Annotated in this window: 13 protein-coding genes and 1 tRNA gene; 8 read left to right on the top strand and 6 right to left on the bottom strand. The window is 71.9% G+C overall.

What is annotated here, in order from left to right:
* The first annotated feature begins 58 nt into the window (after positions 1–58).
* The 5 genes from ACFYYT_RS20910 to ACFYYT_RS20930 all read left to right on the top strand — a co-directional run bounded on the left by ACFYYT_RS20910 (position 59) and on the right by ACFYYT_RS20930 (position 5,641).
* On the top strand, positions 59–547 hold the full coding sequence (locus tag ACFYYT_RS20910) for a septum formation initiator family protein (RefSeq protein ID WP_351820564.1): 489 nt from the start codon (positions 59–61) through the stop codon (positions 545–547).
* Positions 548–599: 52 nt separating this feature from the next.
* Entirely contained in the window at positions 600–1,136 is a 537-nt protein-coding gene (locus tag ACFYYT_RS20915; protein WP_351820567.1) for a DUF501 domain-containing protein, read from the top strand.
* On the top strand, positions 1,133–2,119 hold the full coding sequence (locus ACFYYT_RS20920; protein ID WP_351820569.1) for a Ppx/GppA phosphatase family protein: 987 nt from the start codon (positions 1,133–1,135) through the stop codon (positions 2,117–2,119). Before ACFYYT_RS20915 ends, ACFYYT_RS20920 begins: the two co-directional genes overlap by 4 nt.
* A 605-nt stretch (positions 2,120–2,724) precedes the next feature.
* Positions 2,725–4,113 carry an NAD(P)/FAD-dependent oxidoreductase gene (locus ACFYYT_RS20925; protein WP_351820571.1) on the top strand — a complete coding sequence of 463 codons (1,389 nt, stop codon included), beginning with the start codon at positions 2,725–2,727 and terminating at the stop codon, positions 4,111–4,113.
* 166 nt (positions 4,114–4,279) lie between these two features.
* Positions 4,280–5,641, top strand: a complete 1,362-nt coding sequence (locus tag ACFYYT_RS20930) for a cyclopropane-fatty-acyl-phospholipid synthase family protein (RefSeq protein ID WP_351820574.1) — start codon at positions 4,280–4,282, stop codon at positions 5,639–5,641.
* Between the two features lie 102 nt (positions 5,642–5,743).
* Here the strand turns inward: ACFYYT_RS20930 and ACFYYT_RS20935 are convergent, their stop codons facing one another.
* Complete coding sequence (locus ACFYYT_RS20935) at positions 5,744–8,287, bottom strand: FtsX-like permease family protein (RefSeq protein ID WP_351820576.1); 2,544 nt, start codon at positions 8,285–8,287, stop codon at positions 5,744–5,746.
* Positions 8,288–8,354: 67 nt separating this feature from the next.
* Positions 8,355–9,122 carry an ABC transporter ATP-binding protein gene (locus ACFYYT_RS20940; RefSeq protein ID WP_351820682.1) on the bottom strand — a complete coding sequence of 256 codons (768 nt, stop codon included), beginning with the start codon at positions 9,120–9,122 and terminating at the stop codon, positions 8,355–8,357.
* A gap of 463 nt (positions 9,123–9,585) precedes the next feature.
* Between ACFYYT_RS20940 and ACFYYT_RS20945 the strand changes: the two genes are divergently transcribed.
* Both ACFYYT_RS20945 and ACFYYT_RS20950 read left to right on the top strand, forming a co-directional pair.
* A tRNA-Leu gene (locus ACFYYT_RS20945) sits at positions 9,586–9,667 on the top strand.
* A 135-nt stretch (positions 9,668–9,802) separates the two neighbouring features.
* Entirely contained in the window at positions 9,803–10,657 is an 855-nt protein-coding gene (locus ACFYYT_RS20950; protein ID WP_351820579.1) for a Bax inhibitor-1/YccA family protein, read from the top strand.
* Between the two features lie 97 nt (positions 10,658–10,754).
* Here the strand turns inward: ACFYYT_RS20950 and ACFYYT_RS20955 are convergent, their stop codons facing one another.
* Positions 10,755–10,985, bottom strand: coding sequence for a DUF4287 domain-containing protein (locus tag ACFYYT_RS20955; protein ID WP_351820582.1), 231 nt, complete (start codon positions 10,983–10,985; stop codon positions 10,755–10,757).
* 101 nt (positions 10,986–11,086) lie between these two features.
* On the opposite strand from ACFYYT_RS20955, the gene ACFYYT_RS20960 reads away from it, so the two are divergent.
* Positions 11,087–11,479 (top strand): hypothetical protein, encoded by a 393-nt coding sequence (locus tag ACFYYT_RS20960; protein ID WP_351820585.1) that lies wholly within the window; start codon positions 11,087–11,089, stop codon positions 11,477–11,479.
* Here the strand turns inward: ACFYYT_RS20960 and ACFYYT_RS20965 are convergent.
* The 3 genes from ACFYYT_RS20965 to ACFYYT_RS20975 form a co-directional block, all read right to left on the bottom strand.
* Positions 11,463–12,290 (bottom strand): hypothetical protein, encoded by an 828-nt coding sequence (locus ACFYYT_RS20965; RefSeq protein WP_351820685.1) that lies wholly within the window; start codon positions 12,288–12,290, stop codon positions 11,463–11,465. The two genes, ACFYYT_RS20960 and ACFYYT_RS20965, sit on opposite strands and share 17 nt — an antisense overlap.
* Before the next feature lie 453 nt (positions 12,291–12,743).
* Positions 12,744–13,964 (bottom strand): acetyl-CoA C-acetyltransferase, encoded by a 1,221-nt coding sequence (locus tag ACFYYT_RS20970; RefSeq protein ID WP_351820588.1) that lies wholly within the window; start codon positions 13,962–13,964, stop codon positions 12,744–12,746.
* Between the two features lie 176 nt (positions 13,965–14,140).
* Entirely contained in the window at positions 14,141–15,154 is a 1,014-nt protein-coding gene (locus ACFYYT_RS20975) for an SGNH/GDSL hydrolase family protein (RefSeq protein ID WP_351820591.1), read from the bottom strand.
* Positions 15,155–15,271 lie beyond the last annotated feature (117 nt).

A 15,271-nucleotide genomic window follows, 5' to 3' on the forward strand; every position in this document is an offset into this window, starting at 1 on the left:
GGTCCCGTACCGTGTGCGGGGACGTATTGCGTAGTGCGCGCACAGGGGAGGCGGGACCATGGCCGGGAACCGGGATCGGTTCTCCACCTTCTCGACGGCGACCAGGCTGCGCCAGCTCGGCGAACGCACCGCGGCGCACGTCTACCGCTCGCAGTCCCGCCGGGTCGTCCGCCGCAGCCGCCTCACCGGCCGGGCGGCCCTGCTGGTGCTCGTCCTCTGTACCCTGGTCGTCGCCCTCGCGTATCCGATGCGCCAGTACGTGTCCCAGCGCTCGGAGATCGCGGACCAGCAGCGGGCCGCCGACGACGCGCGCAAGCGCCTCGACCAGCTCCGCGACGAGAAGGCCCGCTGGCAGGACCCCGCCTACGCGGAACAGCAGGCCCGCAGACACCTGCACTTCCTGCGCCCGGGGGAGATCGGCTACATCATGACCGACCCCGGTTCCGGCGCAGCCGAACACCGTCGCGGCGGGCAGTCCGGATCCGACCGGCCCTGGTACTCCAACGTCTGGGACGGGGTCGACAAGGCCGACCGTCCCGGCGAGTGAGCCCCGCGCCCGCCCGTACCCATCCACGAGAACGAAGAGACCCCCTCCAGGCATGCAGACGCCCCCGCCCCAGACCGACCGGACCGAGCCGACCGACGCGGACATCGAAGCGTTCCAGCAGCAGCTCGGCCGCCCGCCGCGCGGGCTGCGCGCCATCGCGCACCGCTGCCCGTGCGGCCGGCCGGACGTCGTCGAGACCGCCCCGCGGCTGCCCGACGGCACCCCCTTCCCGACGCTGTACTACCTGACGTGCCCCCGGGCGGCCTCCGCCATCGGCACGCTGGAGGCCAACGGCGTCATGAAGGAGATGCAGGCCCGCCTCGCGCAGGACCCCGAGCTGGCCGCCGCCTACCGGGCCGCGCACGAGGACTACATCGAGCGCCGTGACGCCATCGAGGTGCTCCAGGGCTTCCCGAGCGCCGGCGGCATGCCGGACCGGGTGAAGTGCCTGCACGTGCTCGTCGGCCACTCGCTGGCGGCCGGCCCCGGGGTGAACCCGTTCGGCGACGAGGCCCTGGCGATGCTGCCCGAGTGGTGGGCCAAGGGCGCCTGCGTCACCCCGTGCGCGGAGCGGAAGGAATCCGAGTGACCCGGGTCGCGGCCGTCGACTGCGGTACGAACTCCATCCGCCTGCTCGTCGCGGACTGCGACCCCGCCACCGGGGAGCTCACCGAGCTGGACCGGCGGATGACCGTCGTCCGGCTCGGCCAGGGCGTGGACCGGACGGGCCGGCTGGCCCCGGAGGCGCTGGAGCGCACCTTCGCGGCCTGCCGCGAGTACGCGGCGGTGATCAAGGAGCTGGGCGCCGAGCGGGTGCGTTTCGTGGCCACCTCGGCCTCGCGCGACGCCGAGAACCGGGACGAGTTCGTCCGGGGCGTGCTGGACCTCCTGGGCGTGGAGCCCGAGGTGATCTCCGGTGATCAGGAGGCGGAGTTCTCCTTCACCGGCGCCACCAGGGAACTCACCGGCCGCACCGACCTGGAGCGGCCGTTCCTGGTCGTGGACATCGGCGGCGGTTCGACGGAGTTCGTGGTCGGCGAGGAGCACGTGAGCGCCGCCCGCTCGGTGGACGTGGGCTGCGTCCGGATGACCGAACGCCACCTGGTGGTGGACGGCGAGGTCACCGACCCGCCGACCGCCGCCCAGATCGCCGCCATGCGCGCGGACATCGAGGCGGCGCTGGACCTGGCCGCCGAGACGGTCCCGCTGGAACGGGCCCGCACCCTGGTGGGCCTGGCGGGCTCGGTGACCACGGTCGCCGCGATCGCCCTTGACCTGCCGGCGTACGACAGCGCGGCGATCCACCACGCCCGCATCCCCTACGAGCGGGTCCGCGAGATCAGCGAGCGCATGCTGACCTCCACCCACGCCGAACGCGCCGCGATCCCGGTGATGCATCCGGGCCGGGTCGACGTGATCGGCGCCGGCGCCCTGGTCCTCCTGGCGATCATGGAACGGACCGGCGCGCGGGAGGTCGTGGTCTCGGAGCACGACATCCTCGACGGCATCGCCATCAAGACCGCCGAAGAGGCGCAAGAGGCCGAGGCCGGCCGGGGACCCCTGGCCCACTGAGCCGCCGAACGAGGGGCTCCGGCCAACCGGCCGGAGCCCCTTCCGCCCGTCCTCGGAGGCTGCGTCAGACGTCGCTGCGTCGCGCGGGGCGCTTGGATGCCGCCGTGGTGGTGGACCGGCGGGCGGGGGTGGGGGCTGAAGATCGGGTTCCGCCCGATGGCGGGCTCGTGGGCGGGGCGAGGGAGGGCCGGGGGGCGGCCGCGTACGGGCCGTGCGCGGGCCCCGGAGAGGGCCTTCGGGGGCCGAAAGTCCCTTGGTCCACATGAACTTCGTGAAGTTCTTCACAAGGAAATCCGGGCCATTGGGCCAACAGAAGGTCCGTTCGAGGCCTTCTAGGGGGTCGCAGGGCCGTTTCTCCGTGCGTTTGTGTGAAGAAAGGACGCGACGGGTTTCGTATCAGAGGTAGCGACGAAGGCCGGTGGTCCAGTCCGGTTCAGGCCTCGGAGGCCAGTTCAGGACGGGTGAACAACGATTCCCGGGGGGTCGTGGTTCCCGTTGTCCGCCATGATCTGGGTCACGTGGGCCGCGCAGTGTAACAGAGGCCTTGTGTCGCCTTGTGAAGGGGCTCACGAGCGTCACCCCTTGGGGTGCTGGATACTCGTTGCATGAGCACCACGGAGCGTCCCAGGATCCTCGTTGTAGGAGGTGGGTACGTAGGCCTGTACGCAGCCAAGCGCATCATGAAGAAGATGCGCTACGGCGAGGCGACCGTCACGGTCGTCGACCCGCGCTCGTACATGACCTACCAGCCCTTCCTCCCCGAAGTGGCCGCAGGCAGCATCTCGCCTCGGCACGTCGTCGTACCGCTGCGACGCGTGCTGCCCAAGGCAGAGGTTCTCACCGGCCGGGTCACCACCATCGACCAGGACCGCAAGGTCGCCGTCGTCACGCCGCTGGTCGGCGAGGCGTACGAGCTGCCCTTCGACTACCTGGTGATCGCGCTCGGCGCCGTCTCGCGCACCTTCCCGATCCCCGGCCTCGCCGAACAGGGCATTGGCATGAAGGGCGTGGAAGAGGGCATCGGCCTGCGCAACCACGTCCTTGAGCAGCTCGACAAGGCCGAGTCCACGACGGACGAGAACGTCCGCCGCCGCGCGCTCACCTTCGTCTTCGTCGGCGGCGGCTTCGCCGGCGCCGAGACGATCGGCGAGGTCGAGGACATGGCCCGCGACGCCGCGAAGTACTACTCCACGATCAAGCGCGAGGACATGCGCTTCATCCTGGTCGACGCGGCCGACAAGATCCTTCCCGAGGTCGGGCCCAAGCTCGGCACCTGGGGCAAGGAGCACCTCGAGTCGCGCGGCATCGAGATCTACCTGAACACCTCCATGGACTCCTGCGTGGACGGCCACGTGGTGCTGAAGAACGGCCTGGAGGTCGACTCCAACACCATCGTGTGGACCGCGGGCGTCAAGCCCAACCCGGTCCTGGCCCGCTACGGCCTGCCGCTGGGCCCGCGCGGTCACGTGGACGCCGAGCCGACCCTCCAGGTCAAGGGCACGGACTACATCTGGACCGCCGGCGACAACGCCCAGGTTCCCGACATGGCCGCCCGCAAGGCCGGCGTCGAGAACGCCTGGTGCCCGCCGAACGCCCAGCACGCGCTGCGCCAGGCCAAGGTCCTCGGCGACAACGTCATCTCCGGCATGCGCGGCTTCCCGCAGTCGGAGTACTCGCACTCCAACAAGGGTGCGGTGGCGGGCCTCGGCCTCCACAAGGGCGTCGCGATGATCGTCATGGGCAAGATGAAGATCAAGCTCAAGGGCCGGCTCGCCTGGTACATGCACCGTGGCTACCACGGCATGGCCATGCCGACCTGGAACCGCAAGATCCGCGTCTTCGCCGACTGGACCCTCGGCATGTTCCTCAAGCGCGAGGTCGTCTCCCTCGGTGCGCTGGAGACCCCGCGCGAGGAGTTCTACGAGGCCGCCAAGCCGGCCCCGGCTCCGGCCGCCGCCGCGACGGCTCCGGCCGCCAAGGCCAAGGCCTCCTGACCCGGCGCGCTCCGGCAGGACCCTGAGCAGTACCAGCACGTCCCCGAAGGGGCCGCCCGCCATCCGTGGTGCGGGCGGCCCCTTCGGCGTACCCGGGCGCGGGATCCGGTTGGCGCGGCCCCGGAATGGGTAGGCCGTCCGGTCGGAACTTATGGAGGTGCCTACGATGACCGACGCCGCGCCGCGGCTGGCCGCTCTGGCCGAGACCCTGCTGGGCGCCCCCCTGCCCGTCCGCATACGGGCCTGGGACGGCAGCGAAGCCGGGCCCACCGCCGGACCCACCCTCGTGCTCAACCACCGGCGCGCCCTGCGCCGGATCCTGTGGAAGCCCGGGGAGCTGGGGCTGGCCCGCGCCTGGGTCGCCGGGGACCTGACGGTCGACGGCGACCTGTTCGACGTCCTGGACCGGGTGGCCGGGCTGCTCTGGGAGCGGGACCCCGCGCCCGCGGCCGCGCCGCCGCCCGCGGGCCGCGGCAAGCCGGCCGCCCTGCGCCCGCACCTGCCCGCCAGGGCCGCCGGGGCGGCCGCGTTACTCCGCGATCCGGCGACCCGGGCCGCCGTACGGGAGCTGGTGGGGCTGGCCCGGCCCTGGACCGCGCCGCCACCGCCCCCCGAGGAGGCCGTCCGCCGGGGCGGTCCCATCCACTCCAAGCGCCGCGACAGCCAGGCGATCAGCCACCACTACGACGTGGGGAACGAGTTCTACGAGCGGGTGCTGGGCCCCTCGATGGTGTACTCGTGCGCCTACTGGAGCCCCGGCGGCACCCTGGAGGAGGCCCAGCGCGACAAGCTCGACCTGGTCTGCCGCAAGCTCGGCCTGAAGGAGGGCGACCGGCTCCTCGACGTCGGCTGCGGCTGGGGCTCCATGGTGCTGCACGCGGCCCGCGAGTACGGGGTCCGGGCCACCGGTGTGACCCTCTCGCGCGAGCAGGCCGCGTACGCCCGCAAGCGGATCGCCGAGGAGGGCCTGACGGACCGGATCGAGATCCGGGTGCAGGACTACCGGGACGTCAAGGACGGCCCGTACGACGCGATCTCCTCGATCGGCATGGCCGAGCACGTCGGCTCCGCCCGCTACCGCGAGTACGCCGGGAACCTCTACGCCCTGCTCGTGCCCGGCGGCCGGCTGCTGAACCACCAGATCGCGCGCCGCCCGGAGCCCGACGAAGAGGCGTACCGGATCGACGAGTTCATCGACGCGTACGTGTTCCCGGACGGGGAGCTCTCCCCGGTCGGCGGCACGGTCGGCGAGCTGGAGCGGGCCGGCTTCGAGGTGCGCGACGTCCAGGCGCTGCGCGAGCACTACGCGCTGACCCTGCGGGCCTGGGTGGCCCGGCTGGAGGAGCACTGGGAGGAGGCCGTACGGCTGACCTCGCCCGGCCGCGCCCGGGTCTGGCTGCTCTACATGGCGGCCTCCGCGCTCGGTTTCGAACACAACCGGCTGGGGGTCAACCAGGTCCTGGCGGTACGGCCCGGGGGCGGAGGGGCCTCGGGGCTGCCGCTGCGGACGCGCACCTGGAGCGCGTGACGGCGTACGCGTGAGGGCGTACGCCTGACGGCGTGGGCCCGCAGAGCACGGAGGGCCCCGGGGCACGTGCCCCGGGGCCCTCACGCGTACGCCGCGCCCGCGCTACTCGGTCTTGATGGCGGTCAGCATGTTCAGCCGGGCGGCGCTGCGGGCCGGCCACATGGCGGCCAGGACGCCGACCAGTCCGGCGAGCAGGAAGAAGATCCCGATCCGGTCGAAGGGGATCACCAGCTCGTAGCCGGGGACGGAGCCCGCGATCGTCCTGCCGCCGGCCCAGGCGAGGAAGACGCCGACGCCGATGCCGAGGACCGCGCCGAAGAGCGAGATGACCACGGCCTCCAGGCGGATCATGTTCTTGACCTTGCCGCGGTCGAGGCCGACGGCTCGCAGCATGCCGATCTCCTGCTGGCGCTCGTAGACCGACATCGCCAGGGTGTTGATCACACCGAGGACCGCGATGATCAGGGCCATGCCGAGCAGGCCGTACATGATGTTCAGGGACGTGTTGATCATGCCGGCCATCTCGTCGCGCATGGCGGCCTTGTCGGAGACCTTGATCGCCGGGTTCTTGCCCAGGGCGTCGATGACGGCCTGCTGGCCGGCCGCCGAGGTGCCGCCGGAGGTCTTCACGAACACCTCGGGCAGGTACTGGGAGTCGTTGTGCTCGGCGAGGATCCGGTTGTCGAGCACGTAGTCCTCGAGCTGGTCCTTGCCCTCGTACAGGACGCCGACCTGGAGCTTGCCCTGCCGGCCGTCGTCGTAGCGGACGTCGACCGTCGAGCCGACCGACAGGCCCTTCTTGCGTGCCTCCTTCTCGGAGACCATCAGCTTGCCCTGGCCGAGGGCGGCGAGGTCGCCGGCGGTGGTCTTCACGCTCAGCACCGCGTCGAGGGCGGCCGGGTTGACGCCGCTGACCGTCTGGAAGTCGGCGCCGATCTTGACGGACTCCATCGTCTTCGGCGAGACGGCGGTGACGCCCTTGCCCTTCTCCAGGGCCGGGAGCACCGACTTGTCGAGGTTCATGCCCTCGCCGGCCATCGTGACCCGGTAGTCGGCCTTGATGTTCTGCGTGCTCAGCCGGTCGACCGCCTGGCCGATGGTGATGCCCATGACCGACATCGCGGTGACGAGGGTGAGGCCGATGGTGAGCGAGGCGGCGGTGACGGCGGTGCGGCGCGGGTTGCGGACCGCGTTCTGCGCGGCCAGCTTGCCGGAGACGCCGAACACCTTCTCCAGCAGCGGGCGGACCGCGGCGATGACCGGCCGCGACAGCATCGGCAGCAGCACGAACAGGCCGATGAGCAGGAAGAACGCCCCGGCGGCGATGGTCGTGCGGCCCTCGCTCTTCTGGCCGGCGCCGAGCAGGACCACGCCGACGCCGATGACGGCCAGGATGCTGCCGGTGATGTTGCGCAGCACCAGGGACTTCATGGTGGCGGGCAGGTGGGCGCTGCCCATGGCGGCGACCGGGGCGATCTTGGCCGTCCGGCGGGCGGGCAGCCAGGCCGCCAGCATGGTCACCAGGACACCGATGACCAGGGCGGTCAGGACGGTCGCCGGGGCGATGATCAGCGAACCGGCCGGGATCTTGGCGTCGAAGAGCTCCATCGCGGAGCGCATCGCCACCGCCAGGCCGACGCCGCAGGCCAGGCCGATGACGGAGGAGACGAGGCCGACCACGCCGGCCTCGGCGAGCACCGAGCGCTTGACCTGGCCGCGGTGGGCGCCGATGGCGCGCAGCAGCGCCAGTTCCTTGGTGCGCTGGGCGACCAGCATCGTGAAGGTGTTGTAGATCAGGAAGATGCCGACGAAGAGGGAGACGCCGGCGAAGATCAGCAGGCCGGTGCTCATGCCGGACATGGCGCGCTCGATGTCCTTGGCCTGCTGGGCGGCCAGTGCGGCGCCGGTCTTGGCGTCGGAGCTCTCGGACAGCAGCGGCTTGACGTCGGCGAGCAGCTGGTCGGGGGTGGTGCCGGGCTTGGCCGCGATGGAGAGCTCGCTGTAGAAGCCGGGCCGGAGGTAGAGCTCCTGGGCGACCTTGGTGTCGAAGAGGACCAGGCTGCCGCCCGCGTTGACGGCGCCGTCCTCGGTGGTGAAGACGCCGGTCAGGGTGAACTCCCTGACCGGGCCGTTGGTGGCGACCCGGACCTTGTCGCCGACCTGGTACTTGCCCTTGGCGGCGCTGTCCTTGTCGAGCGCTATCTGGCCGTCCTGGACGGGGCCGGAGCCCTCGGTGAAGGCGTAGCGCGGGTCCTTGCCGTCCTTGACGGGGGCGAAGTTGGAGCCGGCGTTGGCCCAGCCGCTGCCGATCAGCTTGCCGTTCTGGTCGCCGACGCCCGCGAAGCCCTGGACGCGGCCCGAGACCGAGTCGACGCCCTTGACGGCCTTGATCCGGTCGAGGGTCTGCTGGCCGATGCCGGGGTCGCCCTGCTTCTGGCCGTCCCCGCCGCGGGTGCGGCCGTGGTCGGTGACGGAGACCGCGACGCCCTCGTAGGACTTCGCGGACTGGTTGGACATGGCCTTGCTGAGGGTGTCGGTGAAGACGAGGGTGCCGGAGACGAAGGCGACGCCGAGGGTGACGGCGAGGACCGTCATCAGCAGCCTGGCCTTGTGCGCGAGGACGTTGCGCAGGGCGGTACGGAACATGGGGGTCTCAGTCCTGGGGCTGGAAGTCTGTGCGGAGGGCTGCGGGACGCCGCTGGGCGGCCCGGCTTCAGCTGGTGCGGCCCTTGGCGTCGAAGGCCTTCATCCGGTCGAGCACGCCGTCGGCGGTGGGCTCGCGCATCTCGTCGACGATGCGTCCGTCGGCGAGGAAGATGACGCGGTCCGCGTAGGAGGCGGCGACCGGGTCGTGGGTGACCATCACGACGGTCTGGCCGAGCTCGCGGACCGAGTTGCGCAGGAAGCCCAGGACCTCGGCGCCGGAGCGGGAGTCGAGGTTGCCGGTGGGCTCGTCGCCGAAGATGATCTCGGGGCGGGAGGCCAGGGCGCGGGCGACGGCCACGCGCTGCTGCTGGCCGCCGGAGAGCTGGGTGGGGCGGTGGGAGAGGCGCTCGGACAGGCCGACCATGGCGATCACGCTGTCCAGCCACTGGCGGTCGGGCTTGCGGCCGGCGATGTCCATCGGCAGCGTGATGTTCTCCAGCGCCGTCAGGGTCGGCAGCAGGTTGAAGGCCTGGAAGATGAAGCCGATCTTGTCGCGGCGCAGCTGGGTCAGCTGCTTGTCCTTGAGGCTGCCGAGCTCGGTCTCGCCGATGCGGACCGAGCCGGCGGAGAAGGTGTCCAGGCCGGCGACGCAGTGCATCAGGGTGGACTTGCCGGAGCCGGAGGGGCCCATGATCGCGGTGAACTGGCCCTGGGCGAAGTCGACGGAGACGTTGTCCAGCGCGACCACCTGGGTCTCGCCCTGGCCGTACACCTTCGACAGCTGAGTGGCGCGGGCGGCCACGGCCTGGGAGGTGTGGTGCGGGGCGTAGTTCATGGCGGTCACGGGGACTCCTGTCGAGCGGCTGCTGCGTTTGGGGTGGGACCCTTCCATCCTCACCGCGGCCGCCCCCGCTCCGGATCAGCCGCGGTGCCCGTTCGCAGGCCCACTGGAGTCTGATCACGAGCGCGTCCGCCTCCTCCTTTGGTATGACAAGAGACCCGGGGGCGGCGGCCCGGCCGGACGGTGGCGGGGGGCGTGCGGCGGGGGCGTGGCGCGGGGGTGGCCCGGGGTGGCCCGGGGTGGCGGGCGGGGTGGCGCGAGGCAGCGAAATCACGTCATTCCCGGGGCGGGGGAGAGCGTCGCCCGGAACGGCGCCGACCGTGACTTATCGGCGCTGACGCCCCCTCAATCACCAATAAAATCAGACAACATCGGATAGACGGCCGCCTTCCCGGCAGGGCGTTCCCGATAGGCTCGGCTCAGCGTTCAAGGCTTTTCCACGGGGGCCCGCCGCGCTGCCCGGATGGTGGAATGCAGACACGGCGAGCTTAAACCTCGCTGGCCCTCGGGCCGTGCCGGTTCAAGTCCGGCTCCGGGCACTTCCGCAGCCCCTGCTTTTCTCCCGGCGCTTCGCCGTGCCTTCTCCTAAGATCCTCCTCCAGCAGTAGGGTGCTTTCTTTGCGAGCGCATTACTCTTGACGCAAGGCCGCGCACGGTGGCCATGGAGGAGTGAGATGAGGAGCAGTAACCCGGTCTTCTCGCGACGGGGGTTCAGCCGCGACAACGGCGGCTACGCGGGCTTCGAGGCGCAGCACGCGCAGGCCGGGACCGCGACCAACCCGTACGCGACGAATCCTTACGCCACCGATCCGGCCACCGGCATGCCGGCGGCCCCGGTCCGCGGCAACGCCATGACGATCGACGACGTCGTGAGCCGTACGGCCATGACGCTCGGCACGCTGATCGTGACGGCGACGCTCGCGTGGATCGCACTGCCCGTCGACCCGGCGAACGTCAACAAGTCGTACGGCATCGCCATCGGCGCGGCGATCGTCGCCTTCGTCCTGGCGATGATCCAGACCTTCAAGCGCAAGCCGTCCCCCGCGCTGATCATCGGCTACGCCGCCTTCGAGGGCGTCTTCCTCGGCGTCATCAGCATGGTGACCAGCACCTACATCAGCCCCGGCGTGGTCGTCCAGGCCGTGCTCGGCACGATGTGCGTCTTCGCCGCCGTGCTCTTCGCGTACAAGATGCGCTGGATCCGCGTCACCCGCCGCTTCACCGGCTTCGTGATGGCCGCGGCCCTCGGCTTCGTCCTGCTGATGCTGGCCAACTCGCTGTTCGCCCTCTTCGGCGGCGGTGACGGCCTCGGCTTCCGCAGCGGCGCCCTGGGCATCGTCTTCGGCCTCGTCGGCGTGCTGCTCGGCGCCTGCTTCCTCGCCCTGGACTTCAAGCAGGTCGAGGACGGCGTGAACTACGGCGCCCCGCGCGAGGAGTCCTGGCTGGCGGCCTTCGGCCTCACCCTGACCCTGGTGTGGATCTACCTGGAGCTGCTGCGGCTCTTCCAGATCCTCTCCGGCGACGACTAGCCGGACCGCCTCCCGGCCGAGGAGGCGTCCACAGCACGGGAAAGGCCCCGCGAGCAGCTGCTCGCGGGGCCTTTCCGTGTGGGGTGGAGGGGCGGGGTCAGCCGAACCGGCGGGCGGCTCTGCGCAGGTCGTACTCGTGGATGATCGCCTTGGCCTGGCCGTACGAGAGCTCGTGCGCGCCGCGCAGCCAGCTGACCTTCTCCTCGAACCGGACGAGGGAGGGGCCCTCGTCGACGGTCTGGAGCCAGTCGGTGATCTCACGACCGGTGGTCTGGGGGATTCTGTCGATCATGTTGCGGTGGGTCTGCTCGGAGAACTCTACGGACATGGGCGCCTCCGGGGGTGTCGCCGTGCTGTTCCCTTCACGTCACCGTGCCGGAGAGTCCGCCCGTTGGCAATGGTGCCGGGGCGGCGCGTAGGGTCGGCCGGGTGCTCGATACCTCGCCCCTGACCGCCGCCGTGGAACGATTCGCCGACCGGCTGCGGGCCGCCCCGCAGAGCCGCCTCCAGCGCGGCGCCGCCGCCGAGGCGCTGGAGCTGGCCCGGGAGCTCGCCGTACGGGCGCAGCGGCTGGAGGCCGCCCCGTCCGGGGCGCAGGGGACCCAGGGGGCGGCTGAGGCGTTCGAGGCGCGGGTGATGCCGGACGTGGGGATCTTCGTGGTGGGGGACCAGGTGGCGGTGGCCGGTCTGGACCTCGCCGAGGCGCTGGCCGCGCTGCGGGACGGGGACGCGGCGGGCGGGGACGGCGCGAAGGCCCCGTCCGAGCTGCTGGACGAGGCCGTGGCGCTGGTGGAGCGGGCGGAAGTCAGAGCGATGCGATGACGCGGTCCGCGAGGATGTAGACGTTGCCGTCGGGGTCCTCGGAGTTGCCGCAGGAGAAGGTCAGCGCGTAGGCGCCGGAGATGCCGGAGCCGCCGAGCAGGACGGGCGCGGTGCCCGACCGCAGGGCCTCGGCGAGGCGCTCCGCGGTCTCCCGGTGGCCCGGGGTCATGCACAGGGTGGTGCCGTCCGTGAAGACGTACACGTCCAGGGTGCCCAGCGGGCCCGGGCGGACGTCCGCGAGGGCCGTACGGGCTTCGGCGAGCTCCTCCAGGCGGCTGACGGTGCGCTCGTGGTCGGCGCCGGGGTGCGACTGGGCCGGGACGAAGTCGGGGTGCGAGGGGTGGCGCCGGCGGGCGGCGGCCAGTTCGGCCGAATCCTCCGGGTACTCGCCCACGGCCTCCGGCAGGGAGGCGCCCGCGGCGAGGTCCTCGCCCAGCAGCGGCTCCAGGCCGACCAGGTCCGCCTGCCGGGGCAGGAAGACCGGCCCCTCCTCGCCGAGGCCGGACAGGCCGCCCAGCAGTGAGGGGGCGTCGGCGGCGTCGCGGGCCTCCTGCGCGGCCCAGAAGGCCCGCGCCTCGGCCAGCTCGCGCTCGCGCTCCTCGGCGAGGGCCTCGGCGACGGCGGCCCGTATCTCCGCGGCGGGGGACGCCGCGGAGCGGGCGTGGGGGACGGTCGCGGCGCGCGCGTGGGCCGGCGCCGTCAGCTCACCGCGCAGGGCGGTGACCTGCTTGCGCAGTCCGTGGACGGCGTGCAGCGCAGCAGCGCCCACGGCCGTGGCAGCGGCCGTGGTCAGCAGCAGGGCAAGAGACATGGCGCTCACTGACTAACTCCTGATTGATTCGATCCCCCGACTTCCTACATCAGCTTGTCCTCTGCTGGGAATGGCGTGCAGTGCATTACGTCATGAATTGGACAGGTCTTTGGTCCTGGCAGCCTTCGGGGGATGGCCTCTGACCTGGGCACATGCCGATCCCCCAGGACAAAGGTCACATCCTGGGGGAGATTCGGTCACAGCTCGGCCGCGACGGGATTAGATTCGACGTCAGTACAGCGCATGGATCTAGAGGATCCCTTGCGGGACCTGGGTGGCCGCGCCGGAGCCGTACAAGCCCCTCACCCTCCGCTACGGCTCAGCCCACGGCGATGGCTCAGCGACGACGGCTCAGCTCAGGCGCTCGGTCTTGCGGTCGCTCTGAGCTTCGCCACCGCTGCGGGCGGGTGCCGGCCCTCGTGCCTCGGGCCGGCCCCCACCCTCCGCTACGGCTCAGCTCAGGCGCTCGATCACCATGGCCATGCCCTGGCCGCCGCCGACGCACATGGTCTCCAGACCGAACTGCTTGTCGTGGAACTGGAGGCTGTTGATCAGGGTGCCGGTGATGCGGGCACCGGTCATCCCGAACGGGTGACCGACGGCGATGGCTCCGCCGTTGACGTTCAGCTTCTCCAGCGGGATCTCCAGATCCCGGTAGGAGGGGATGACCTGCGCGGCGAAGGCCTCGTTGATCTCGAACAGGTCGATGTCGCCGACGGTCAGCCCGGCCCGCTTCAGGGCCTGCTTGGAGGCCTCCACGGGGCCCAGGCCCATGATCTCGGGGGAGAGGCCGGTGACGCCCGTGGACACGATGCGCGCCAGCGGGGTCAGGCCCAGTTCCCGCGCCTTGGTGTCGCTCATGATGACCAGCGCGGCGGCGCCGTCGTTCAGCGGACAGCAGTTGGCGGCCGTCACCAGGCCGTCGGGGCGGAAGACGGGCTTGAGGCCCTGCACGCCCTCCAGGGTGACGCCGGCGCGCGGGCCGTCGTCGGTGGAGACCACGGTGCCGTCCGGGGTGGTGACCGGGGTGATCTCGCGCTCCCAGAAGCCGTTCTTGATCGCGGCCTCGGCGAGGTTCTGCGAGCGCACGCCGAACTCGTCCATGTCCTGGCGGGTCACGCCCTTGAGGCGGGCCAGGTTCTCGGCGGTCTGCCCCATCGCGATGTAGGCGTCCGGGACCAGGCCGTCCTCGCGCGGGTCGTGCCAGGAGGCGCCCTCGCTCTGGGCGACCGCGGCCGTACGGGCCTCGGCGTCCGCGAAGAGCGGGTTGTGGGTGTCCGGCATGCCGTCGGAGCTGCCCTTCACGGACCGCGAGACCATCTCGACGCCGGCCGAGATGAACACGTCGCCCTCGCCCGCCTTGATGGCGTGCAGGGCCATGCGGGAGGTCTGGAGCGAGGAGGAGCAGTACCGGGTGATGGTGGCGCCCGGCAGGAAGTCCATGCCCATCTGGACGGCGACGATGCGGGCGAGGTTGTGGCCCTGCTCGCCGCCCGGGAGGCCGCAGCCGAGCATCAGGTCGTCGATGTCGCGCGGGTCCAGCCCGGGGACCTTCGCGAGGGCGGCCTGGATGACGGTCGCCGTCAGGTCGTCCGGGCGGACGTCCTTGAGGGACCCCTTGAAGGCGCGCCCGATCGGGGAACGGGCGGTGGAAACGATGACGGCTTCGGGCATCGGGACTCCAAGGGGTGCGTCGTTGCGGGACCGCAAGCGAAGTTACCGCCCCGTACGGTCGAGGTCACCGGCTCGGGCGTGTGATGCCGGTCGCTCCGCGCACCCCGCCCGGGGCCGGGGATCCCCTCCATGGTCGCGCCGGCCGCCGGGCCGCACGGCCGGGCCGCCCCGGGGATTCAGCGGCGGCCCGGCGGGGACGGGGTTTCCAGGACGGGCTCCGCCGCCGGGACGCGCCGGCGGCGGCGGTGCTTGAGCAGGGCCCACGGACCGCGGGCCGCCGTGACCTCGGTGCCCGCCTCGCCCGCCGCCGCGGACGCCGCCTTCGCCACCGGCAGCATGTCCTCGTCCCGCGACACGTCGAGGCGGTCCGAGCCCGGCCACAGGCCCAGCGCCGCGCACAGCGTCGGCAGGATGGCCATCGCCGCCGTCGCGTACCCCTCCGCCGACGGGTGGTAGGAGTCCGGGCCGAACATCTCCCGCGGGTTCGCCGCGAACTCCGGCCCCAGCAGGTCACCCATGGACAGGGTGCGGGCGCCGAGCGCCACGACCCCGATGGTCTGCGCGGCGGCCAGCTGCCGCGAGACCCGCCGGGCCATCCACCGCAGCGGCTGGTACACCGGCTCGATGGTGCCCAGGTCGGGGCAGGTGCCCACCACCACCTCGGCCCCCGCGAGCCGCAGCCTGCGCACGGCCGCGGTCAGCAGCCGGACGGACTGGGTCAGCGGCATGCGTTTGGTCACGTCGTTCGCGCCGATGATGATCACGCAGACGTCCGGCGGCGGCGCGTCCCCGTCCAGCAGCAGCCCCACCTGGCGGTCCAGGTCGTCCGACATGGCCCCGGACAGTGCCACGTTCCGCAGCTCCACCGGCCGCTCCGCGACCGCCGCCAGCCCGGAGGCCAGCAGTGCCCCCGGCGTCTGGCGGGCCCGGCGCACGCCCAGTCCGGCCGCCGTCGAATCGCCCAGCATGCCCATGCGCAGCGGGCCCGGACTCAGTTCCGGACCGGAGAACTCGCTCCCGTACAGGCCGTCGGCCCGCGGCGGATCCGCCGGCCCGTTGCCCACCGTCCGCTTCGCGAACTGGACCTCGGCCAGCACCAGCCCCACCGCGGCGACCCCCACCAGCCCGAGACCGCCCCCGCCGTACGCTGCCCCCGCCGCGATCCGGCGGGCCGTTCTCGCCCTGGACACCCTTCAGGCCACCTCCATCGGTCTTGTTGACCTTCCTGCCCCGTACGGACGGTCGGCCAATCCCTTTCCGCATACTCTGGCCAAACCTCCCGGAGAACCCGTGGAGTCCCCTCCCTG

It is taken from the genome of Streptomyces sp. NPDC002032 (assembly GCF_042890765.1).
Lineage (GTDB): Bacteria > Actinomycetota > Actinomycetes > Streptomycetales > Streptomycetaceae > Streptomyces.

What these genes read in the sequence shown, in the direction of transcription:
- ACFYYT_RS20965 (WP_351820685.1), bottom strand. Translation starts at nt 12,290, where the DNA reads ATGTCTCTTGCCCTGCTGCTGACCACGGCCGCTGCCACGGCCGTGGGC.
- ACFYYT_RS20970 (WP_351820588.1), bottom strand. Translation starts at nt 13,964, where the DNA reads ATGCCCGAAGCCGTCATCGTTTCCACCGCCCGTTCCCCGATCGGGCGC.
- ACFYYT_RS20910 (WP_351820564.1), top strand. Translation starts at nt 59, where the DNA reads ATGGCCGGGAACCGGGATCGGTTCTCCACCTTCTCGACGGCGACCAGG.
- ACFYYT_RS20955 (WP_351820582.1), bottom strand. Translation starts at nt 10,985, where the DNA reads ATGTCCGTAGAGTTCTCCGAGCAGACCCACCGCAACATGATCGACAGA.
- ACFYYT_RS20940 (WP_351820682.1), bottom strand. Translation starts at nt 9,122, where the DNA reads ATGAACTACGCCCCGCACCACACCTCCCAGGCCGTGGCCGCCCGCGCC.
- ACFYYT_RS20915 (WP_351820567.1), top strand. Translation starts at nt 600, where the DNA reads ATGCAGACGCCCCCGCCCCAGACCGACCGGACCGAGCCGACCGACGCG.
- ACFYYT_RS20930 (WP_351820574.1), top strand. Translation starts at nt 4,280, where the DNA reads ATGACCGACGCCGCGCCGCGGCTGGCCGCTCTGGCCGAGACCCTGCTG.
- ACFYYT_RS20950 (WP_351820579.1), top strand. Translation starts at nt 9,803, where the DNA reads ATGAGGAGCAGTAACCCGGTCTTCTCGCGACGGGGGTTCAGCCGCGAC.
- ACFYYT_RS20925 (WP_351820571.1), top strand. Translation starts at nt 2,725, where the DNA reads ATGAGCACCACGGAGCGTCCCAGGATCCTCGTTGTAGGAGGTGGGTAC.
- ACFYYT_RS20935 (WP_351820576.1), bottom strand. Translation starts at nt 8,287, where the DNA reads ATGTTCCGTACCGCCCTGCGCAACGTCCTCGCGCACAAGGCCAGGCTG.